Origin of the sequence: Pseudonocardia sp. ICBG1293 (assembly GCF_020131355.1) — a bacterium.
In the GTDB taxonomy this organism is placed as follows: domain Bacteria; phylum Actinomycetota; class Actinomycetes; order Mycobacteriales; family Pseudonocardiaceae; genus Pseudonocardia.
This window is the reverse complement of the sequence record NZ_JAHLEL010000051.1, coordinates 67,297-84,454: the sequence shown is the minus strand read 5'-3', so window position 1 is coordinate 84,454 and position 17,158 is coordinate 67,297. Positions and strand designations below refer to the sequence as shown.

At 73.6% G+C, this 17,158-nt stretch carries 16 protein-coding genes; 11 read left to right on the top strand and 5 right to left on the bottom strand.

Features of this window, described 5'->3' with window-relative positions; genetic code table 11:
- The first annotated feature begins 9 nt into the window (after positions 1-9).
- On the top strand, positions 10-339 hold the full coding sequence (locus tag KPF47_RS26360) for an antibiotic biosynthesis monooxygenase family protein (protein WP_224391510.1): 330 nt from the start codon (positions 10-12) through the stop codon (positions 337-339).
- Positions 340-361: 22 nt separating this feature from the next.
- On the opposite strand, the gene KPF47_RS26355 is transcribed toward KPF47_RS26360, so the two are convergent.
- The 3 genes from KPF47_RS26355 to KPF47_RS26345 all read right to left on the bottom strand — a co-directional run bounded on the left by KPF47_RS26355 (position 362) and on the right by KPF47_RS26345 (position 3,673).
- Entirely contained in the window at positions 362-1,366 is a 1,005-nt protein-coding gene (locus tag KPF47_RS26355; RefSeq protein WP_208821349.1) for a TerC family protein, read from the bottom strand.
- A 110-nt stretch (positions 1,367-1,476) separates the two neighbouring features.
- Complete coding sequence (locus KPF47_RS26350) at positions 1,477-2,313, bottom strand: hypothetical protein (RefSeq protein ID WP_224391509.1); 837 nt, start codon at positions 2,311-2,313, stop codon at positions 1,477-1,479.
- Between the two features lie 19 nt (positions 2,314-2,332).
- Positions 2,333-3,673 carry an SLC13 family permease gene (locus tag KPF47_RS26345; RefSeq protein WP_224391508.1) on the bottom strand — a complete coding sequence of 447 codons (1,341 nt, stop codon included), beginning with the start codon at positions 3,671-3,673 and terminating at the stop codon, positions 2,333-2,335.
- 218 nt (positions 3,674-3,891) lie between these two features.
- Here KPF47_RS26345 and KPF47_RS26340 point away from each other — a divergent pair, with 218 nt between their 5' ends.
- The 4 genes from KPF47_RS26340 to KPF47_RS26325 all read left to right on the top strand — a co-directional run bounded on the left by KPF47_RS26340 (position 3,892) and on the right by KPF47_RS26325 (position 8,241).
- A complete protein-coding gene (locus KPF47_RS26340) occupies positions 3,892-5,169 on the top strand; it encodes an NAD(P)H-dependent oxidoreductase (RefSeq protein WP_224391507.1) in 1,278 nt (425 codons plus the stop codon).
- Positions 5,166-5,855 (top strand): GntR family transcriptional regulator, encoded by a 690-nt coding sequence (locus KPF47_RS40455; RefSeq protein ID WP_224391506.1) that lies wholly within the window; start codon positions 5,166-5,168, stop codon positions 5,853-5,855. Before KPF47_RS26340 ends, KPF47_RS40455 begins: the two co-directional genes overlap by 4 nt.
- Before the next feature lie 68 nt (positions 5,856-5,923).
- Entirely contained in the window at positions 5,924-7,207 is a 1,284-nt protein-coding gene (locus KPF47_RS26330; protein WP_224391940.1) for an MFS transporter, read from the top strand.
- A gap of 569 nt (positions 7,208-7,776) precedes the next feature.
- Positions 7,777-8,241 carry a MarR family winged helix-turn-helix transcriptional regulator gene (locus KPF47_RS26325; protein ID WP_224391505.1) on the top strand — a complete coding sequence of 155 codons (465 nt, stop codon included), beginning with the start codon at positions 7,777-7,779 and terminating at the stop codon, positions 8,239-8,241.
- 92 nt (positions 8,242-8,333) lie between these two features.
- On the opposite strand, the gene glpK (KPF47_RS26320) is transcribed toward KPF47_RS26325, so the two are convergent.
- Together glpK (KPF47_RS26320) and KPF47_RS26315 are read right to left on the bottom strand one after the other, a co-directional pair.
- Positions 8,334-9,851, bottom strand: a complete 1,518-nt coding sequence (gene glpK, locus KPF47_RS26320; RefSeq protein ID WP_224391504.1) for a glycerol kinase GlpK — start codon at positions 9,849-9,851, stop codon at positions 8,334-8,336.
- The gene (locus KPF47_RS26315) at positions 9,848-10,609 is read right to left on the bottom strand and encodes an IclR family transcriptional regulator (RefSeq protein ID WP_224391503.1); all 762 of its coding nucleotides are present in this window, start codon (positions 10,607-10,609) and stop codon (positions 9,848-9,850) included. Before KPF47_RS26315 ends, glpK (KPF47_RS26320) begins: the two co-directional genes overlap by 4 nt.
- Positions 10,610-10,786: 177 nt before the next feature.
- Here KPF47_RS26315 and KPF47_RS26310 point away from each other — a divergent pair, with 177 nt between their 5' ends.
- The 6 genes from KPF47_RS26310 (at position 10,787) to KPF47_RS26285 (ending at position 17,092) form a co-directional block, all read left to right on the top strand.
- Positions 10,787-11,617, top strand: a complete 831-nt coding sequence (locus KPF47_RS26310) for an MIP/aquaporin family protein (RefSeq protein WP_224391501.1) — start codon at positions 10,787-10,789, stop codon at positions 11,615-11,617.
- 62 nt (positions 11,618-11,679) lie between these two features.
- Positions 11,680-13,197: a glycerol kinase GlpK gene (glpK, locus tag KPF47_RS26305; RefSeq protein ID WP_224391499.1), complete on the top strand. Its 1,518-nt coding sequence runs from the start codon at positions 11,680-11,682 to the stop codon at positions 13,195-13,197.
- 124 nt (positions 13,198-13,321) lie between these two features.
- Positions 13,322-15,034, top strand: coding sequence for a glycerol-3-phosphate dehydrogenase/oxidase (locus tag KPF47_RS26300; protein WP_224391498.1), 1,713 nt, complete (start codon positions 13,322-13,324; stop codon positions 15,032-15,034).
- A gap of 10 nt (positions 15,035-15,044) precedes the next feature.
- On the top strand, positions 15,045-15,347 hold the full coding sequence (locus tag KPF47_RS26295) for a hypothetical protein (protein WP_224391497.1): 303 nt from the start codon (positions 15,045-15,047) through the stop codon (positions 15,345-15,347).
- A 111-nt stretch (positions 15,348-15,458) separates the two neighbouring features.
- The gene (locus tag KPF47_RS26290; RefSeq protein ID WP_224391496.1) at positions 15,459-16,043 is read left to right on the top strand and encodes a DinB family protein; all 585 of its coding nucleotides are present in this window, start codon (positions 15,459-15,461) and stop codon (positions 16,041-16,043) included.
- An 80-nt stretch (positions 16,044-16,123) separates the two neighbouring features.
- Positions 16,124-17,092: a pyridoxal-phosphate dependent enzyme gene (locus KPF47_RS26285; RefSeq protein WP_224391495.1), complete on the top strand. Its 969-nt coding sequence runs from the start codon at positions 16,124-16,126 to the stop codon at positions 17,090-17,092.
- The last annotated feature ends 66 nt before the right edge of the window (positions 17,093-17,158 follow it).

Below are 17,158 nucleotides of genomic sequence, written 5' to 3'. Positions count from 1 at the left end.
GTCGCCGCCGTGGACACGAGCGAGCGGGTCGGCCGGTACGTGCGGATGGTGGCCCTGGACGGACAGGGCACCGAGCTGGCGGGCGCGCTGCTGCGGGTCGCCGACGACATGGCCGCCCAGCCCGGCTGCCTCGCCTACGTCGTGAACGCCACCCCCGACGAGCCCGACGTCGTCTGGGTCACCGAGATGTGGTCCGACGCCGCGTCGTCGGAGGCGGCGCTCAGCCGCGACATCGGCGAGAGCGGCCTGGGCGAGGTGCTGGCACTGCTCACCGCCCCGCCGGACTACATCGAGGTCACCCCGCTCGGCGGGCCGGGCCTGGCCGGCCTGCCCGGCTGAGCGCCGGGCGGGCCGGACAGGCTCAGTCGCGCTGCTCGGAGCGCTCCTTGCGGGCACGCAGCGACCCGGCGTGAGCGGTCATCGACGGGTCGTTGCGGGTCTTGATCAGGCTCGCGACGGTGACCACGGCGAGGATCCCCAGGATCACGACCAGGCTGGCCATGGTCGGGATCTCCGGGACGGCCGGGTTGATGTCGACGTGGGCCCAGTGCAGGACCAGCTTCACCCCGATGAAGCCCAGGATGACGGCCAGGCCGGTCGAGAGATAGACCAGGCGGTCCAGCAGGCCCTTGACCAGGAAGAACAGCGCCCGCAGGCCGAGCAGCGCGAAGGCGTTGGCGGTGAAGACGATGAACGCCTCCTGGGTCACGCCGAACACCGCGGGGATCGAGTCGAGCGCGAACAGCAGGTCGATGCCGCCGATCGAGACCAGCACGATGAACATCGGGGTGGCGACCCGGCGACCGTTGTCCCGGGTGAACAGCTTCCCGCCGTCGTACTCCTCGGTGACCGGGAAGAGCCTGCGCGCGCCCTTCACGACCATGTTGTCCTCGATGTCGGGGTCCTCGTCCTTGTGCCGGTACAGCTGCACGGCGGTCCACAACAGGAGCAGACCGAAGACCAGGAACATGAACGAGAACAGGTTCAGCAGCGTCGCCCCGACCGCGATGAAGATCGCGCGCATGATCAGGGCGAGCACGATGCCGAACGTCAGCACCTTGTGCTGGTGCTCCTCCGGCACCGCGAACGTCGTCATGATCACGACGAAGACGAACAGGTTGTCGACCGACAGGCTCTTCTCGACGATGTAACCCGTGAAGTACTGGGTTCCGAAGTCCCAGCCGTGGATCGTCGCGAACACCAGTCCGAACGCGATCGCGACCAGGATGTAGAACACCGACCAGGCGGTGGCCTCCTTGAATCCCACCCGGTGCGGCCGCAGCCAGCCCAGGACGAGGTCGAACGCGAGCAGCGCGATGATCACGCCGATCGTGACGGCCCATTCGAGACCGCTGATCTCGAGCACCGGAGGCCCTCCCGCAGGTCACCGCCCCGACCACGGTGGTCGGTTGCGGAGCGCACCATATCGGGCAGTCGGGACACCGCGCCCGTCGTGGGACCGGGCGCGGATCGCGATCAGCCCTTCGGACGTGCGGCGAAGACCCCCTCGGCGGGGAACGCCCCGTTGGCCAGGGCCGTCCGGACGAACGCCCCGCCCAGCTCCCCGAGCCGCGTGACCCCGTCGGCGCCGAGCGCGGACCACGGGGCGGCGCCGAGGCGGTGGGTGTCGTTCTCGATCCGCGTGCGCAGCGCCGTGCCCTCCTCGGTCAGGACCGGTTCGACGGCGTCGTCCCCGGCCGTGTCGGCCGGCTGCAGCAGGCCGCGGTCCGCGAGTCCGGCGACGGCGGCGTTCCACTCGGCGACCGACCAGCCGCGGCTGGCGCGGGCGAAGGCCACGGTGAACCCGGTGCCCGTCGCGGTCGCGGTGACCAGCGCCTCCAGCCCGGACAGCCCGGCCTCGACCAGCAGACCGATGTGCCCGTCGCCGCGGTGCTCGCGCAGGATCGACAGCGCGTGCCAGAGGACCAGGTGCGGCGCGGTCGGCCAGGGCACGTCGAGATGGCCGGCGGCGAGCGGGCGCCCGTCGGGGGTGACGGCCCCGGCCGCGGTCCGGGCCAGCCCGGCGGCCTCGGCCATCTCGGGCGAGCCGACGGCCTCGTCGCCCAGGGTGCGGCGCAGTGCGGCGTCGGCGACGGCGAACCGCACCTCGAGCAGGTCCGGTACCGACACCAGCTCCCAGGCCCGCGGGATCGACCTCGCGACCAGGCGCGGGGAGAAGTTGTAGAACGTCGCGACCACCACCGACGGACCGACCGCACCCATCGGCGCGGCCCGCGGGGCGAAGTAGACCTGGGAGTGCAGCGGTTCGAGCCCACGGGCGAGGCGCCCGGCGGCCACGGCGGCGTCGTTCATACCCCGGACGCTAGCCCGTTCAGAGCACCCCGGGCAGCACGAGCAGCGCCCACGCCAGGAATGGCCCGACCAGCACGACGACTCCGGCGTAGGCGAGCATCTGCCGGTAGAAGCGGTCCCGGTCGACGTCGGCCGGTGCGTTGGCCAGGATCAGCGCCCCGTTCGTGGAGAACGGGCTGACGTCGACGACGGTCGCGGCCACCGCGAGCGCCGCGACCATCCCGACCGCCGAGACCTCGCCCTGCTGCAGGAAGGGCAGGGCCAGCGGGATCGCGACACCCAGGATCGCCACCGAGGACGCGAACGCCGAGAGCACGCCGCCGACGTAGCAGAGCAGCAGGGCCGCCAGCAACGGTGCGCCGATCCCGCTGATCCCCGACGAGACCAGGTCGACCGCGCCGGCCTCCAGCAGTACGCCCACGTAGGTGACGACACCGCAGATCAGCAGCACGGTGCCCCAGGAGATCTTCCCGACGACGTCCGGACGCCGCGGGGCGACCAGCCGCAGCACGACCGCGACGGCGAGCGCGACGATGCCGACGTCCCATCCGAACGCGGCCGCTCCCACCGCCATCAGCGCGATACCGGCCAGGGTGATCACCTGCTCCGGACCGACCCGCCCGACGGGCGGAGCCGCGGTGGCGGTGGCCGTCGTCGCGCCCCCCGTCACGGTGGGGGTCGCGGCGCCACCGGGTGCGGTGCCGTCGGTCGCGGGGGCGGCCGGGTCGGCGGGGACGCCCGCGGCGGGGTCGACGGTGCGGCCCAGCAGCGAGCGACCCCCCAGGACCAGGAAGATCCCGACACCGATCACGACGTTGACCACCAGCGGGGTCAGGAACAGCGCGACCGGGTCGCTGGGCAGGCCCACGGTCGCCATCGTCGAGTTCACGAACGCGCCGTAGACGGTGATCGGCGAGAACGCGCCCCCGAGCGCACCGTGCACCACCATCATGCCCATGAGCAGCAGGTTGATGCCGTAGCGGCGGGCGAACGGCATCGCCAGCGGGGCGACGATCGCGACCGCGAACAGCGCGCCGAGCGCGGAGAGCCCGCAGGAGATCGCGAAGAAGACGAACGGGGCGAGCACCAGCCGCCCGCGGACCGCCCGCATCGCCCAGTGGACGAGCAGGTCGACGGTGCCGTTGGCGGTCGCCAGGGCGAACAGGTAGGTCAGGCCCACGAGCAGCAGGAACAGGTCCCCGGGGAAGCCCGCGAGGACGTCGTCCAGGCTGAGCCCCAGCAGTCCGATCCCGACCCCGGCCGCGGCGAGGAACCCCAGGGCTCCGAGGTTGACCGGCATCGTCGTGGCGATCACGAACATGACCACCAGCACGGCGATCGCGATGATCTCGGGCCCCATCGGTCTCGGCTCCTCGGTGTCGTCCGGCCCGGACGGCGGTGACCGGGCCGGACGACACCGTGACAGATCACCCACATCGTGAGCAAGTAACCACATCGCAGTTCCCGGTCCGTGGTCGACGCTCTGGTCAACCATTGACAGTCGACCGTGTCACGGCGCACGGTGCGAGCGGCCGGTCACAGCGGGGTGGCGCGGCGGCGCAGCGCGGAGGGCACCGGATGGGTCTGTTCGAGACGATGCAGCAGCGCTCCGCGCCGGTCCGGGTCGGCGTGCTCGGTGCGGGCACCTTCGCGACGATGTTCCTGCACCAGGCGGCCCGGGTGCCGAACCTCCGGGTCAGCGCCGTCGTCGACCTGTCCGAGGAGCGTGCCCGCACCGCCCTGGACACCGCAGGGCTGACCGGCGCCCGGGTGGCGACCTCGGCCGACGCGGTGATCGGGGCCGCCGACGTGGACGTCGTCGTCGAGGCGACCGGATCCCCCGTCGCCGGGGCCGCGCACGCGCTGGGCGCGATCGAGGCCGGGCAGCACGTCGTGATGGTGACCGTCGAGGCCGACGTGCTCGTCGGTCCGGTACTCGCGGCCCGCGCGGCCCGGCGGGGCGTGGTCTACACGATGGCCTCGGGCGACCAGCCCAGCCTGATCTGCGAGCTGGTGGACTGGGCGCGGACGAACGGCTTCGACGTCGTCGCCGCCGGGAAGGGCACCAAGTACCTGCCGGAGTTCCACCGCTCCACCCCGGAAACGGTGTGGGGGCACTACGGGTTCACGCCCGAGCCCGCGCGGGCGTCCGGGCTCAACCCGGTCATGTTCAACTCCTTCCTCGACGGCACGAAGTCCGCGATCGAGATGGCCGCCGTCGCGAACGCCACCGGCCTCCTCCCGCCCGACGACGGGCTCGCCTTCCCGCCCGCCGGCACCGACGACCTGCACCGGGTGTGCATCCCGCGCGAGGCGGGCGGCGTGCTGGAGCGCACCGGGACGGTCGAGGTCGTGTCGTCGTTGCACCGCGACGGCCGCCCCGTCGACGGCGACCTGCGGTGGGGGGTCTATGTGACGCTCGAGGCACCGAGCGACTACGTGGCGGGCTGCTTCGCGAACTACGGGCTGCGCACCGACCCGTCCGGCCGCTACACCGCGATGTACCGGCCGTACCACCTGATCGGCCTCGAGCTGGCACAGAGCGTCTGCGCCGCCGGGGCCCGTGGGCTGGACTCCGGGCGGCCCCGGGACTGGGTGGCCGACGTCGTCGCCACCGCGAAGCGCGACCTGGTTCCCGGCGACCGGCTCGACGGAGAGGGTGGCTCGACGGTGCACGGCGTCGTCCGGCCCGCGGCCACCGCGCGGGCCGGCGGTCTGCTGCCGATCGGGCTGGCCGAGGGGCTGACGCTGCGGCGCGCCGTCGCCGCGGGCGCCCCGGTCTCGCGCGACGACGTGGAGCCGGGTGCCGCATCGGGTGTCGCGCACCGGCTGCGGGCCGAGCTGGAGGCCGGGTGAGCAGCCCGGAGGCGTGGGGTGGCGATCTCGCGGCGCACCCCGGTCTCGGTGCCGCCGCCACCGACCGGGTCCGCGGGCTGATCCTGTCCGGGGAGCTGCGCGACGGCGACCGGCTGGTCGAGCGCGACCTCGCCGAGCGGCTGGGGATCAGCCGCGGCCCGGTCCGCGACGCGCTGCGCAGACTCGACGCCGAGGGCCTGGTGGTGCTCCTGCCCCGCCGTGGCGCCCGGGTCGCGACGCTCACCGCCGACGACACCGAGGAGATCATCGCCCTGCGCGCCGCGACCGAGCCGCTGGCCGTGCGGGCCCTGGCCACGGCGCGCTCGACACAGCACGCCCGCGAGCTCGGCCGGATCGTGGAGGAACTGCAGGCCGCGTGCGCCGCCCGGGACAACGCCGCTGCGGTGTCGCTCGACTTCGCGCTGCACCGCCGGATCCACGAGCTGTGCGGCCGCCGACGGCTGCTGCACACCTGGGAGACGATCTCGGCACCGCTGCACCACGTCTTCCGGCTCTCCCGCGATCTCTACGACGACCTGGGCGACATCGCGGACAGCCACCGGACGCTGCTCGACGACATCACCTCCGGCGACCCGGCCCGTGCCGAGGCCGCCGCGCGGGCCCACGTGACCCGCTTCGGACCGGAGCTGTTGCGGCGGATACCGCGTGAGGAGGGGAACCGGTGACCGAACCGGACGCATCGACCGAACCCGGCGCCACGAGGGGGTCGGAGGCGGGCACCGCGGCTCCGACCATGTCGGCGCAACGCATCGCCGTCGCCAGCTTCATCGGCACCGCGATCGAGTTCTACGACTTCTACATCTACGGCACCGCCGCGGCCCTGGTCTTCGGCACCCTGTTCTTCCCCGACCTCGACCCGCTGGTCGGCACGCTCGCGGCGTTCGCGACCTTCGGCGTCGGGTTCGTCGCGCGCCCGGTCGGCGCGGTCGCCTTCGGACACTTCGGCGACCGGGTCGGCCGCAAGGCGACCCTGGTGGTCTCGCTGCTGACCATGGGTGTCGGCACCGTCGCGATCGGACTGCTGCCGACGTACTCGACGATCGGGATCGCGGCGCCGGTACTGCTGGTGCTGTGCCGGTTCCTGCAGGGCTTCGGGCTCGGCGGCGAGTGGGGCGGTGCGGTGCTGATGGCCACCGAGCACGCGCCCGAGGGACGTCGCGGGCTCTACTCGAGCTTCCCCCAGGTCGGTCCGGCCGTCGGGTTCATCGTCGCGAGCGGTGCGTTCCTCGCACTGTCCTCCGCCCTGACCGACGCGCAGTTCGCCGCCTGGGGCTGGCGGGTGCCGTTCCTGGCCAGCGCGGTCCTGGTGGTCGTCGGGCTCTACATCCGGTTGCGGATCGCCGAGACCCCGGTGTTCGAGAAGGCGATGCGCGAGCAGGAACGGGAGAAGGCGCCGGTCGCCGAGGTGGTGCGCCGCCAGCCCCGGTCCCTGCTGCTCGCGACCGGCGGGATGATCATCACCCACACGATCTTCTACACGGTCACCACGTTCAGCCTGTCCTACGGCACCTCCGAGCTCGGCCTGTCCCGCACGACGCTGCTGGTCGCGGCCATGGTCGCCGCCGCGGTGATGGGCGTGGCGACCCCGGTCCTCGCGGTGCTCTCGGACCGGGTCGGACGACGCCGGGTCTGCCTGTGGGCCTGCATCCTGGCGGTCCTGTGGGCGTTCCCGCTGTTCTGGCTGCTCGGCACCGGTGACGGGATCCTCATCGCCATCGGCTTCTCGGTCGCGATGATCGCCTTCGCCGGCGTGTTCGCCCCGATGGGCGCGTTCCTGCCGGAGCTGTTCGCGACGCGCTACCGCTACACCGGCGCCTCGATCGGCTACAACGCCTCCAGCATCGTCGGCGGCGGCATCACACCGCTGCTCGCGACGAGCCTGGTCGCCACGACCGGCGCGTCCTGGCCGGTGTCGATCCTGATCGCCGGCCTGGCCGCCGTGTCGGGTCTGTGCGTGTGGGGCCTGCACGAGACCCGAACCGCCGACCTGACCGACGCCGGGGCGTTCACCCGCTGATCCGACGCCACGATCGCGAACGACGCACGTGGGTTCCGCCGTGGCGGGCCCACCCGGGCTGCTACCGCTTCTCCGTGCGACGCGACACGGACCACACCACCACCACCGCCGCCGGCGACGGGCCCGACCCGGGGCGGCGGGGTACCGCGGTTCCACGAATCCGCTTACCCGGTAAGCGGATTCGTGGCACAGGGTCGCCGGACTCCTCGCACCGCGGAGTACCGACCACTCCGGGCGTCGGCTCCGGCTCCGGTCCCGGCTCCGGTCCCGGGTCGGACCGACCGGGCGCAGAGGACGCGTCGACCGTGGCGCCGGGTGGGGATGTGCGTGGAACTCGCTTACCCGGTGAGCGAATCCGTCCGGAGGACACTCCGGGACGTCCGGGTCCCGACACCCCAGCGGCGCCGGGATCCGGCGGAGACACCGGGGCCGCCGCCAACAGGACCGCCGCCAACAGGACCGCCGGCAACGCGACCGCCGGCAACGGGACCGCCGAGCGGGACACACGGGCGAGGCAGGCGGAGGAGGACCGACGAGCCCGTGCCGAGACCGCGGAGGCGCTCGCGCCGATGCTCGCCCGGGCGGAGCTGCTCGGCTTCTACCGGATCCGGTCGGTCGCCGCGCGCTCCGGGCTGACGGTGCACGAGTACACGGTGCTCGCGGAGCTTCTGCTGGGCCGGCGGGCCATGACCGGCGCCGAGGTCGCGGAGACCGTCGGGCTCGGCACCGGCGGTACCACCCGGCTGCTCGCCCGGCTGGAGGAGCGCGACCTCGTCGAGCGCGAGCCGGATCCCGACGACGGACGCCGGCTGCTCGTCCTGGCGACCGCGCGGGCCCGCGAGATCCTCTGGACCGACGTGACCGACACCGGCGCCGGGCGGATAGTGACCGGCGTCCCTGCGGAGTGGGTCGACTGGTTCCGGCCGGTCGCCGGACGGGTCCTCGACGTCGGTGTGCGCCGGATCCAGGAGATGCGCGATCGCGAGCACCGGGACCGGGTCCGACGACGTCGGCAGCGGGCGGCCGGCCCCTGACGGGTGCCCGGCGGCCCGCCCGGGCCGGGTCCGCCGGGCCGCGTCCGCCGGGCGGGGAGCCGTGCACGCCGGGCCGGGCCGGGTCCGCCGGCTCAGTCCGGGCGCGCCCAGCCCGTGCTCCGCTGTACCGCACGGCGCCAGTTGTCGTGCTCGCGGCGGCGCAGGCCGGGATCCATCGTCGGCTCCCAGGCGGCGGCGCGGTGCCAGTTGCGGCGCAGCACCTCCGGGTCCGGCCAGTAGCCGACGGCCAGGCCGGCCGCGTAGGCCGCGCCGAGCGACACCGCCTCCGAGCCCAGCGGGCGTTCCACCGTGAGGTCCAGGACGTCGGCGACGCACTGCATGAGCAGGTGGTTCGCCGTCATCCCGCCGTCGACCCGCAGCCGGGTGACGGGCAGGCCGGAGTCGGCGTTCATCGCGTCGAGCACCTCGCGGGTCTGCCACGCGGTCGCCTCCAGCACCGCGCGGGCGAGGTGGCCGCGGTGGATGTAGGAGGTCAGGCCGACGATCACCCCCCGGGCGTCGGGGTACCAGTGCGGGGCGTAGAGCCCGGAGAAGGCGGGGACGACGTAGCAGCCGCCGTTGTCCGGGACGGTCAGCGCGAGTGTCTCGATCCGGGCCGCCGTCGCGATCATGCCGAGGGCGTCGCGGAACCACTGGACCAGCGAGCCGGTCATCGCGATGGAGCCCTCGAGCGCGTAGACCGGCTGGTCGCCGAGCAGGTAGCCGACGGTCGGGATCAGGCCCGCCTCGGACCCGGCGATGCGCGAGCCGGTGTTCTTCAGCAGGAACGCACCCGTCCCGTAGGTGCACTTCGCCTCGCCGGGCGCGAAGCAGGTCTGGCCGACCAGCGCGGCCTGCTGATCGCCGAGCGCCCCGGCGACCGGGACCCCGTCCAGCAGACCGGTGCACCGGCCGTACACCCGGGAGTTCGGCACGATCGTCGGCAGCATCGCCCGCGGCACCCGCAGCGCCGAGCACAGCGCGTCGGACCACTCCAGCGTGCGCAGGTCCATCAGCATCGTGCGGCTGGCGTTGGTGACGTCGGTGACGTGCACGCCGCCGTCGGGGCCGCCCGTGAGGTTCCAGATCAGCCAGGACTCCATCGTCCCGAACAGGACCTCGCCGCGTTCGGCGCCGTCGCGCGCACCCGGCACGTGGTCGAGCAGCCACTGCAGCCGGGGGCCCGCGAAGTAGGTCGCCGGACCGAGCCCGCTCACCCGCGCCCAGCGGGCGGCGTCGGCGTCGGCGGCGAGCCCGGCGACGATGTCGGTGGTCCGGGTGTCCTGCCAGGTGATCGCCCGCGCCAGCGGGACACCGGTGCGGCGGTTCCAGACGACCGTCGTCTCGCGCTGGTTCGCGATACCGAGCGCCACGACGTTCTGCGGCCCCAGGCCGGCGCGACGCAGCGCCGCGGGCACGACCCGGGTCACCGCACGCCAGATCTCCGACGCGTCGTGCTCGGCGCGGCCCGGGCTCGGGAAGTGCTGCCGGTGCTCGCGCTGGGCGACGGCCACCATCCGGCCCGAGCGGGTGAACAGCAGGCACCGGGTCGACGTCGTCCCCTGGTCGATGGCGGCGACCACCCGCTCCCCCGCCGCCACGGTGCTCACGTCAGCCCCTCCAGCCCGTCGGCGATCTCCCCGGCCGCGGCGACCAGCTCGACGACGGGCTCGGGGCGGGCCCGCCCGTCGGCGGTGAACAGCTCCTCGACCGGCGCGCCGATCCCGAGCGCCGCGACGGTCAGCCCGCCCCCGCTGCGCACCGGGACCGCGAGGCCCCCGACACCCGGCTCCCAGCCGCCCGCGTCGTCCGCCCAGCCGCGCCGGCGCGTCGTCGTGATCTCCCGGGCCAGCACCGCCGGGTCGGTCACGGTGGCGCGCGTGTAGGTCTCCAGCGGCTCCACCGCGCGCACCGACGCCGGGGCGAACGCCAGCAGGCACCTCCCCCACGCCGTCGCGTGCAACGGCTGGGTGGTGTTGGTCCGCAGCCGCTGCGGCGTGTCGTCCGGCCGGAACACGTGGTGCACCAGATCGACCCCGGCACCGTCGGCGGAGGGCACTCCCAGGTACACCGCGCAGCCGGTGCCCGCCGCCAGCGCGTCGGCCCAGTTCATCGCCCGCGCGCGCAGGTCGTGCCGGTCCCACGGGGCGCCCAGGCGCCCCAGCCCCTCGCCCAGCAGGTAGCGGCCGGACGACGGCTCCTGGGCCACCAGTCCCTCCTCCCGCAGCGTGCGGAGCAGCCCGTGCGCCGTGGGGCGCGGCAGGTCCAGCGCCGCGGCCAGCTCGGCGAGCGCCAGCGGGCGCCCCGCACCGCCGAGCAGCCGCAGCAGTGCCGCCGCCCGCTCCACCGACTGGATCGCCCGTGCCACGCCGCGATCGTAGGCCGTACGGACGCCGCGTGGACTCGATCATGCGCCGATCGACCCGCAACGTTCGGCATCGTCGAACGGCTCGCGTTGCCCGGCACCCGGCGCGCTCCTAGCGTCCCGTCGCACACGGCGGGGCCGCCCGGTCCCGCGAGGGGGACTCACCCAGAAGGGGGTTCGATGACGAGCTCCGAGAACACCGCGGCCGCGCCCGCCACCACCGAGAGGACGCCGTCGCTGCTCGGCGAGCTGAGCGCCGAGTTCGCGGGCACGATGATCCTCATCCTGTTCGGCGTCGGTGTCGTCGCACAGGTGACGACCACGCCGGACGGCGCCAACGGCCAGTACGACTCGATCGCCTGGGCCTGGGGCTTCGGCGTCATGCTTGGCGTCTACGTCGCCGGCCGGATCTCCGGCGCGCACCTCAACCCCGCGGTCACACTGGCCTTCGCCGTGTACGAGGGCTTCCCGTGGCGCAAGGTCGGCCCGTTCGTCGCCGCCCAGACCCTCGGCGCGTTCGTCGCGGCGCTGATCGTGCGGTTCGTCTACGCCGACTTCATCCGCTCGGTCGACCCGGGCCTCACCGAGACCCAGGGCATCTTCTCGACCTCGCCGGGCGCGCCGACCACCATCACCACGGCGTTCTTCGACCAGGTCGTCGGCACCGCGATCCTGGTGTTCGTGATCTTCGCGTTGGTCCACCCGCGCAACAAGGGCCCGATGGCCAACATGGCGCCGTTCATGATCGGCATCCTGGTCGTCGGCATCGGCATGGCCTGGGGCGCGAACGCCGGCTACGCGATCAACCCCGCCCGCGACTTCGGGCCGCGGCTGGCCTCCTGGGTCACCGGCTACGAGACCGCCTGGGTGACCGGCGACGGCACGCCCTACTGGTGGCTGCCGATCGTGGCCCCGCTGATCGGCGCGCTGGTCGGGGGCGGCCTGTTCAAGGTCCTCATCGACCGGTACATCCCCGCCGAGGACGCTCCGCAGGAGGTCGGGCGGGTCTGACCCGGCCGACCGCCGTCCTGCCGCACCACCCCCGCCCCGATCCCCGCAAGAAGGAGAGCTCAATGGCCGAGTTCGTCGGCGCCGTCGACCAGGGCACCACCTCCAGCCGCTTCATGATCTTCGATCACGGCGGCAACGAGGTCGGACGCCACCAGCTGGAGCACGAGCAGATCCTGCCGCAGGCCGGCTGGGTCGAGCACGACCCGATCGAGATCATCGAGCGGACCAACACCTGCCTGCAGCAGGCGCTGACCAAGACCGGGCTGTCCGCGTCCGACCTGGTCGCGCTGGGCATCACCAACCAGCGCGAGACCACCGTCGTGTGGAACCGGCGCACCGGGCGCCCGTACTACAACGCGATCGTCTGGCAGGACACCCGCACCGACCGGATCGCGACCGCGCTCGACCGCGACGGCCGGGGCGACGTCATCCGCCGCAAGGCGGGCCTCCCGCCGGCCACCTACTTCTCCGGCGGGAAGATCCAGTGGATCCTGGAGAACGTCGACGGCGTCCGCGAGGCCGCGGAGAACGGCGACGCGGTCTTCGGCAACACCGACACCTGGGTCATCTGGAACCTCACCGGCGGCACCCAGGGCGGGCTGCACGTCACCGACGTGACCAACGCCAGCCGCACCATGCTGATGGACCTCGAGACCCTCGACTGGGACGACGAGCTGCTCGGCTTCTTCGGCATCCCGCGGCAGATGCTGCCGGAGATCAAGCCGTCGTCGTCGGCGACCGCGTTCGGGAAGACCCTGGCGAGCGGTCCGCTCGGCGGCGAGGTGGCGATCACCGGCGACCTGGGCGACCAGCAGGCCGCGACCGTCGGCCAGGTGTGCTTCGCCCCCGGCGAGGCCAAGAACACCTACGGCACCGGCAACTTCATGCTGCTCAACACCGGTACCGAACTCGTCCGCTCGGAGTCCGGCCTGCTCACCACGATGTGCTACCAGTTCGAGGGCGAGCGTCCGGTCTACGCGCTGGAGGGCTCCATCGCGGTCACCGGCTCGGCCGTGCAGTGGCTGCGTGACCAGCTCGGCATCATCTCCGGGGCCTCGCAGTCGGAGTCGCTGGCCCGCCAGGTGGACGACAACGGCGGGGTGTACTTCGTCCCGGCGTTCTCCGGCCTGTTCGCGCCGTACTGGCGCTCCGACGCCCGCGGCGCCATCGTCGGGCTGTCCCGGTTCAACACCAACGCGCACCTGGCCCGGGCCACCCTGGAGGCGATCTGCTACCAGTCGCGCGACGTCAGCGACGCCATGACGAAGGACTCCGGGGTGACTCTGGAGGTGCTGAAGGTCGACGGCGGCGTCACCCAGAACGAGCTGTGCATGCAGATCCAGGCCGACGTGCTGGGCGTTCCCGTCTCGCGACCCGTCGTCGCCGAGACCACGGCGCTCGGCGCGGCCTACGCGGCCGGCCTGGCCGTCGGGTTCTGGAAGAACACCGACGAGCTGCGGGAGAACTGGAACGAGGCCCGCCGCTGGGAGCCGACCTGGTCGGACGCGCAGCGCGACGAGGGCTACGGCCGGTGGCGCAAGGCCGTCGAGCGGACCCTGGACTGGGTCGACGTCGAGTAGGACCACCCGCCCGGTGTCGCCCTCACCACACGTGGGGGCGACACCGGGCACACCCGCGGTCGGACGGGTGTTCAGCGGGTAGTCCCCCGGCAGGACAGCACGAACCACTCAGGAAGGTCTGATCATGAAATCGGTGGCGCTCTCCCCGGAGGCCCGTACCACGGCGCTGCAGGCGATGGGCGACCGCGAACTGGACGTGCTCGTCGTCGGCGGCGGCGTCGTCGGCGCCGGCGCCGCGCTCGACGCGGCCACCCGCGGTCTGACGACCGGCCTGGTCGAGGCCCGCGACTTCGCGTCCGGCACGTCGAGCCGTTCCTCCAAGCTCATCCACGGCGGCCTGCGCTACCTGGAGATGCTCGACTTCCGGCTGGTCGCCGAGGCCCTGCAGGAGCGGGGGCTGCTGATCCAGACCCTCGCACCGCACCTCGTCCGTCCGGTGCCGTTCGTCTACCCGCTCAAGCACCACGTGTGGGAGCGGTTCTACGCGGGCGCCGGCGTCGCGCTCTACGACTCGCTCGGGCTGCTGTCCGGCCGGGCCCGCGGCCTGCCGCACCACCGGCACCTCACCCGTCGCGGCGCCCGCAAGGTCGTGCCGTCGCTGCGCAAGGACGCCCTGGTGGGCGCGCTGGAGTACTACGACGCCCAGGTCGACGACGCCCGCCACACCATGGAGATCGCCCGCACCGCGGCCGCCTACGGCGCGCACGTCGCGACCCGCGCCCGCGTCGTCGGGCTGCTCAAGGACTCCGGGCGCGTGATCGGCGCGACCGTGCAGGACCTGGAGTCCGGCGAGCGGTTCGACGTCCGCGCCAAGGAGGTCATCAACGCCACCGGGGTGTGGACCGACGACACCCAGGGCCTGGCGGGCGAGCGCGGCCAGTTCAAGGTACGCGCCTCGAAGGGCATCCACCTGGTGGTCCCGCGCGACCGGATCCGCGGCGACGCCGGCCTGATCCTGCGCACCGAGAAGTCGGTGCTGTTCGTCATCCCGTGGGGCCGGCACTGGATCATCGGGACCACCGACACCGACTGGGACCTGGACAAGGCGCACCCGGCGGCGAGCGCGGCCGACATCGAGTACCTGCTCGCCCACGTCAACGAGGTGCTGGAGCAGCCGCTCACCCACGAGGACGTCGAGGGCGTCTACGCCGGGCTGCGCCCGCTGCTGCACGGTGAGTCCGAGGCGACCTCGAAGCTGTCCCGCGAGCACGCCGTCGCCACCCCGGTGCCGGGGCTGGTCGTGGTGGCCGGGGGCAAGTACACGACTTACCGGGTGATGGCCAAGGACGCCGTCGACGCGGCCGTGCACTCGCTCGACGCCAAGGTGCCCGCCTCCTGCACCGAGAACGTCCCGCTGCTCGGCGCCGAGGGGTTCACCGCGCTGCGCAACTCCACCCACCAGCTCGCCGCGCGCAGCGGCCTGCACCCGGTCCGGATCGAGCACCTGCTCGGCCGCTACGGCTCGCTGATCGACGAGGTCCTCGACCTCCTGATCGCCGACCCGACGCTCGCCGAGCCGCTCGCCGGCGCGGAGGACTACCTGCGGGCCGAGGTCGTCTACGGCGCCTCGCACGAGGGCGCGCGGCACCTGGAGGACATCCTCGCCCGCCGCACCCGGATCTCGATCGAGACCTTCGACCGGGGTGTGGGAGCCGCCGAGGAGACCGCGACACTGGTCGCCCCGGTGCTGGGCTGGAACGACGAGCAGATCGCCCGCGAGGTCGACCACTACGTCAAGCGGGTGGAGGCCGAGCGGGAGAGCCAGCGGATGCCCGACGACGCGACCGCCGACGCCGCGCGGCTGGGTGCGCCGGACGTCGTGCCCGTCAGCGGCTGACGCCCACCGCATGGGCGACCCCGAGCGGACCCCGGACGGCCGGTACATCGTCGTCCGGGGCCGCCGGTGGCGCGCGACCGACCCGACGATCCCGGACGACGTGCGGTCGGCGTTGCAGCAGCACCTCGGGAAGGCACGCGCCGAGGTCGGCGCCGGTCGCAGGACGGGCGACGACGACCGCGTCGCCGCCGCCCGGACCCGGGTCTCGGCGGCCAAGCACGGGCTGGGCGAGCGCGGCACCCCCTGGTGGGACCTCGACGACGACGCCCGCCGTGAGCGCTGGGAGACGGCCCTGCGCGACCTCGCGGACTGACGCCTCGCACGAGTCCCCGACGAGGACCGGATCTGTCCTGGATCGGTCCTATCGTCGTTCCCGTCGGACCGGGACGGACCCGGTCCGCGGAGCCCGAGAGGCGGCCCGGAGATGAACGCCACCGACGAGAAGCAGGTCCTGACCGGCGAGCGTGCCGAGCTGGTCGCCACCCTGGAGCGCCACCGTGGCTTCCTGCTGCAGACCGCCGACGGGCTGACCGAGCAGCAGGCGCGCACCCGCAGCACGGTCAGCGCGCTGACGATCGCCTCGTTGCTCAAGCACGTCGCGGACACCGAGGAGCAGTGGTTCCGGTTCGCCGTCGAGGGCGCCGCCGCGTTCGGCGAGGTCGACGTCTACAACGACTCCGTCGACTGGGACGCCGAGACCGACGCGAACGGCGGCGACTGGTCCGCCTCCGGCGGGGAGTGGGTGGACACCCGGTTCGTCCTGGCCGACCACGAGACCCTGGAGCACCTGCGCACCCGCGTCGAGCAGGTCGCGGCGCGCACCGAGGAGGTGCTGCGGTCCGCGGACCTGGACGCGACGCACGCCCTGCCGGTCGCGCCGTGGTTCGAGCCGAACACGTCCTGGTCGGTGCGGCGGGTCACGATCCACATGCTCGCCGAGATCAGTCAGCACGCCGGCCACGCCGACATCATCCGCGAGGCGATCGACGGCGCACGGACGATGGGCTGACCCCACCCGGCCCCGGTGCCCGACGGCCGGCCGGCGGACCTGACCGGGCACGCCCACCGGGCCGGGGTTACGTTGCGGCGGTGGCGGACCAGGTGGGCATCGCAGACATCGAGACGGCGGCCGAGCGGATCGCCGGGGGCGTCGTGCGCACGCCGACCGTCCCCTCCCCCGGCCTGTCCGCGGCCCTCGGTGCACCCGTGCTGCTGAAGCTGGAGCACCTGCAGCGGGCCGGGTCGTTCAAGCCGCGCGGGGTGCTGGCCAAGCTGGCGTCGCTGTCCGACGCCGAGCGCGCCGCCGGCATCGTCGCGGTGTCGGGCGGGAACCACGGTCTCGCCGTCGCCGAGGTGGCGGGCGCCGCGGCGGTGGACGCCGTCGTCGTCATGCCGCGCAACGCACCGGCCCGGTCGGTCACGGCGGCCCGCGCGGCGGGGGCCGACGTGCGGCTCACCCCGGACATCGCGGCCGCGTTCGCGCTGGCCGGCGAGCTGCAGCGGGCCGGACGGACGCTGGTGCACCCGTTCGACGACCCGGTGATCGTCGCCGCCCAGGGCACGGTCGGTCTGGAGCTGGCCCGGGACGCCGTGGCGCTCGGCGAGCCGCCGACCGACGTGCTGGTCTCCATCGGCGGCGGGGCGCTCGTGTCCGGGATCGCCACCGCGGTGCGTGCGCTGCTGCCCGGCACCCGGGTGTGGGGGGTGGAGACCGTCGGCGCCGAGTCGATGTCCGCGGCGCTGGCGGCCGGCGGCCCGACCCCGGTCACGATCACGTCCGCGATCACCACGCTGTCGGCCCCCTCGGTCTCGCAGCTGACCTACGACCACGTCCGGGCACTGGTGCACGAGGTCCTCGTCGTCGACGACGCCGAGGCCGTCGCCGGCACGCTCACCCTCGCCGAGCACGCCGGGATCTGGGCCGAGCCCGCCGCGGGCTGTCTGGTCCCGGCCGCCCGCCGGGTCGTCGAGCGGTTCCCGGACGCCCGGCTCGCCCTGGTGGTCTGCGGCGCCAACGCCGACGTCGCCGACGTGGTCCGCGCCGCCACGCAGCCATGATCACCGGTTGTGGAACGCAGCGTCCGCGAGGTGGGCGTGATGCTCCACGACCGGCGATCACCGGGG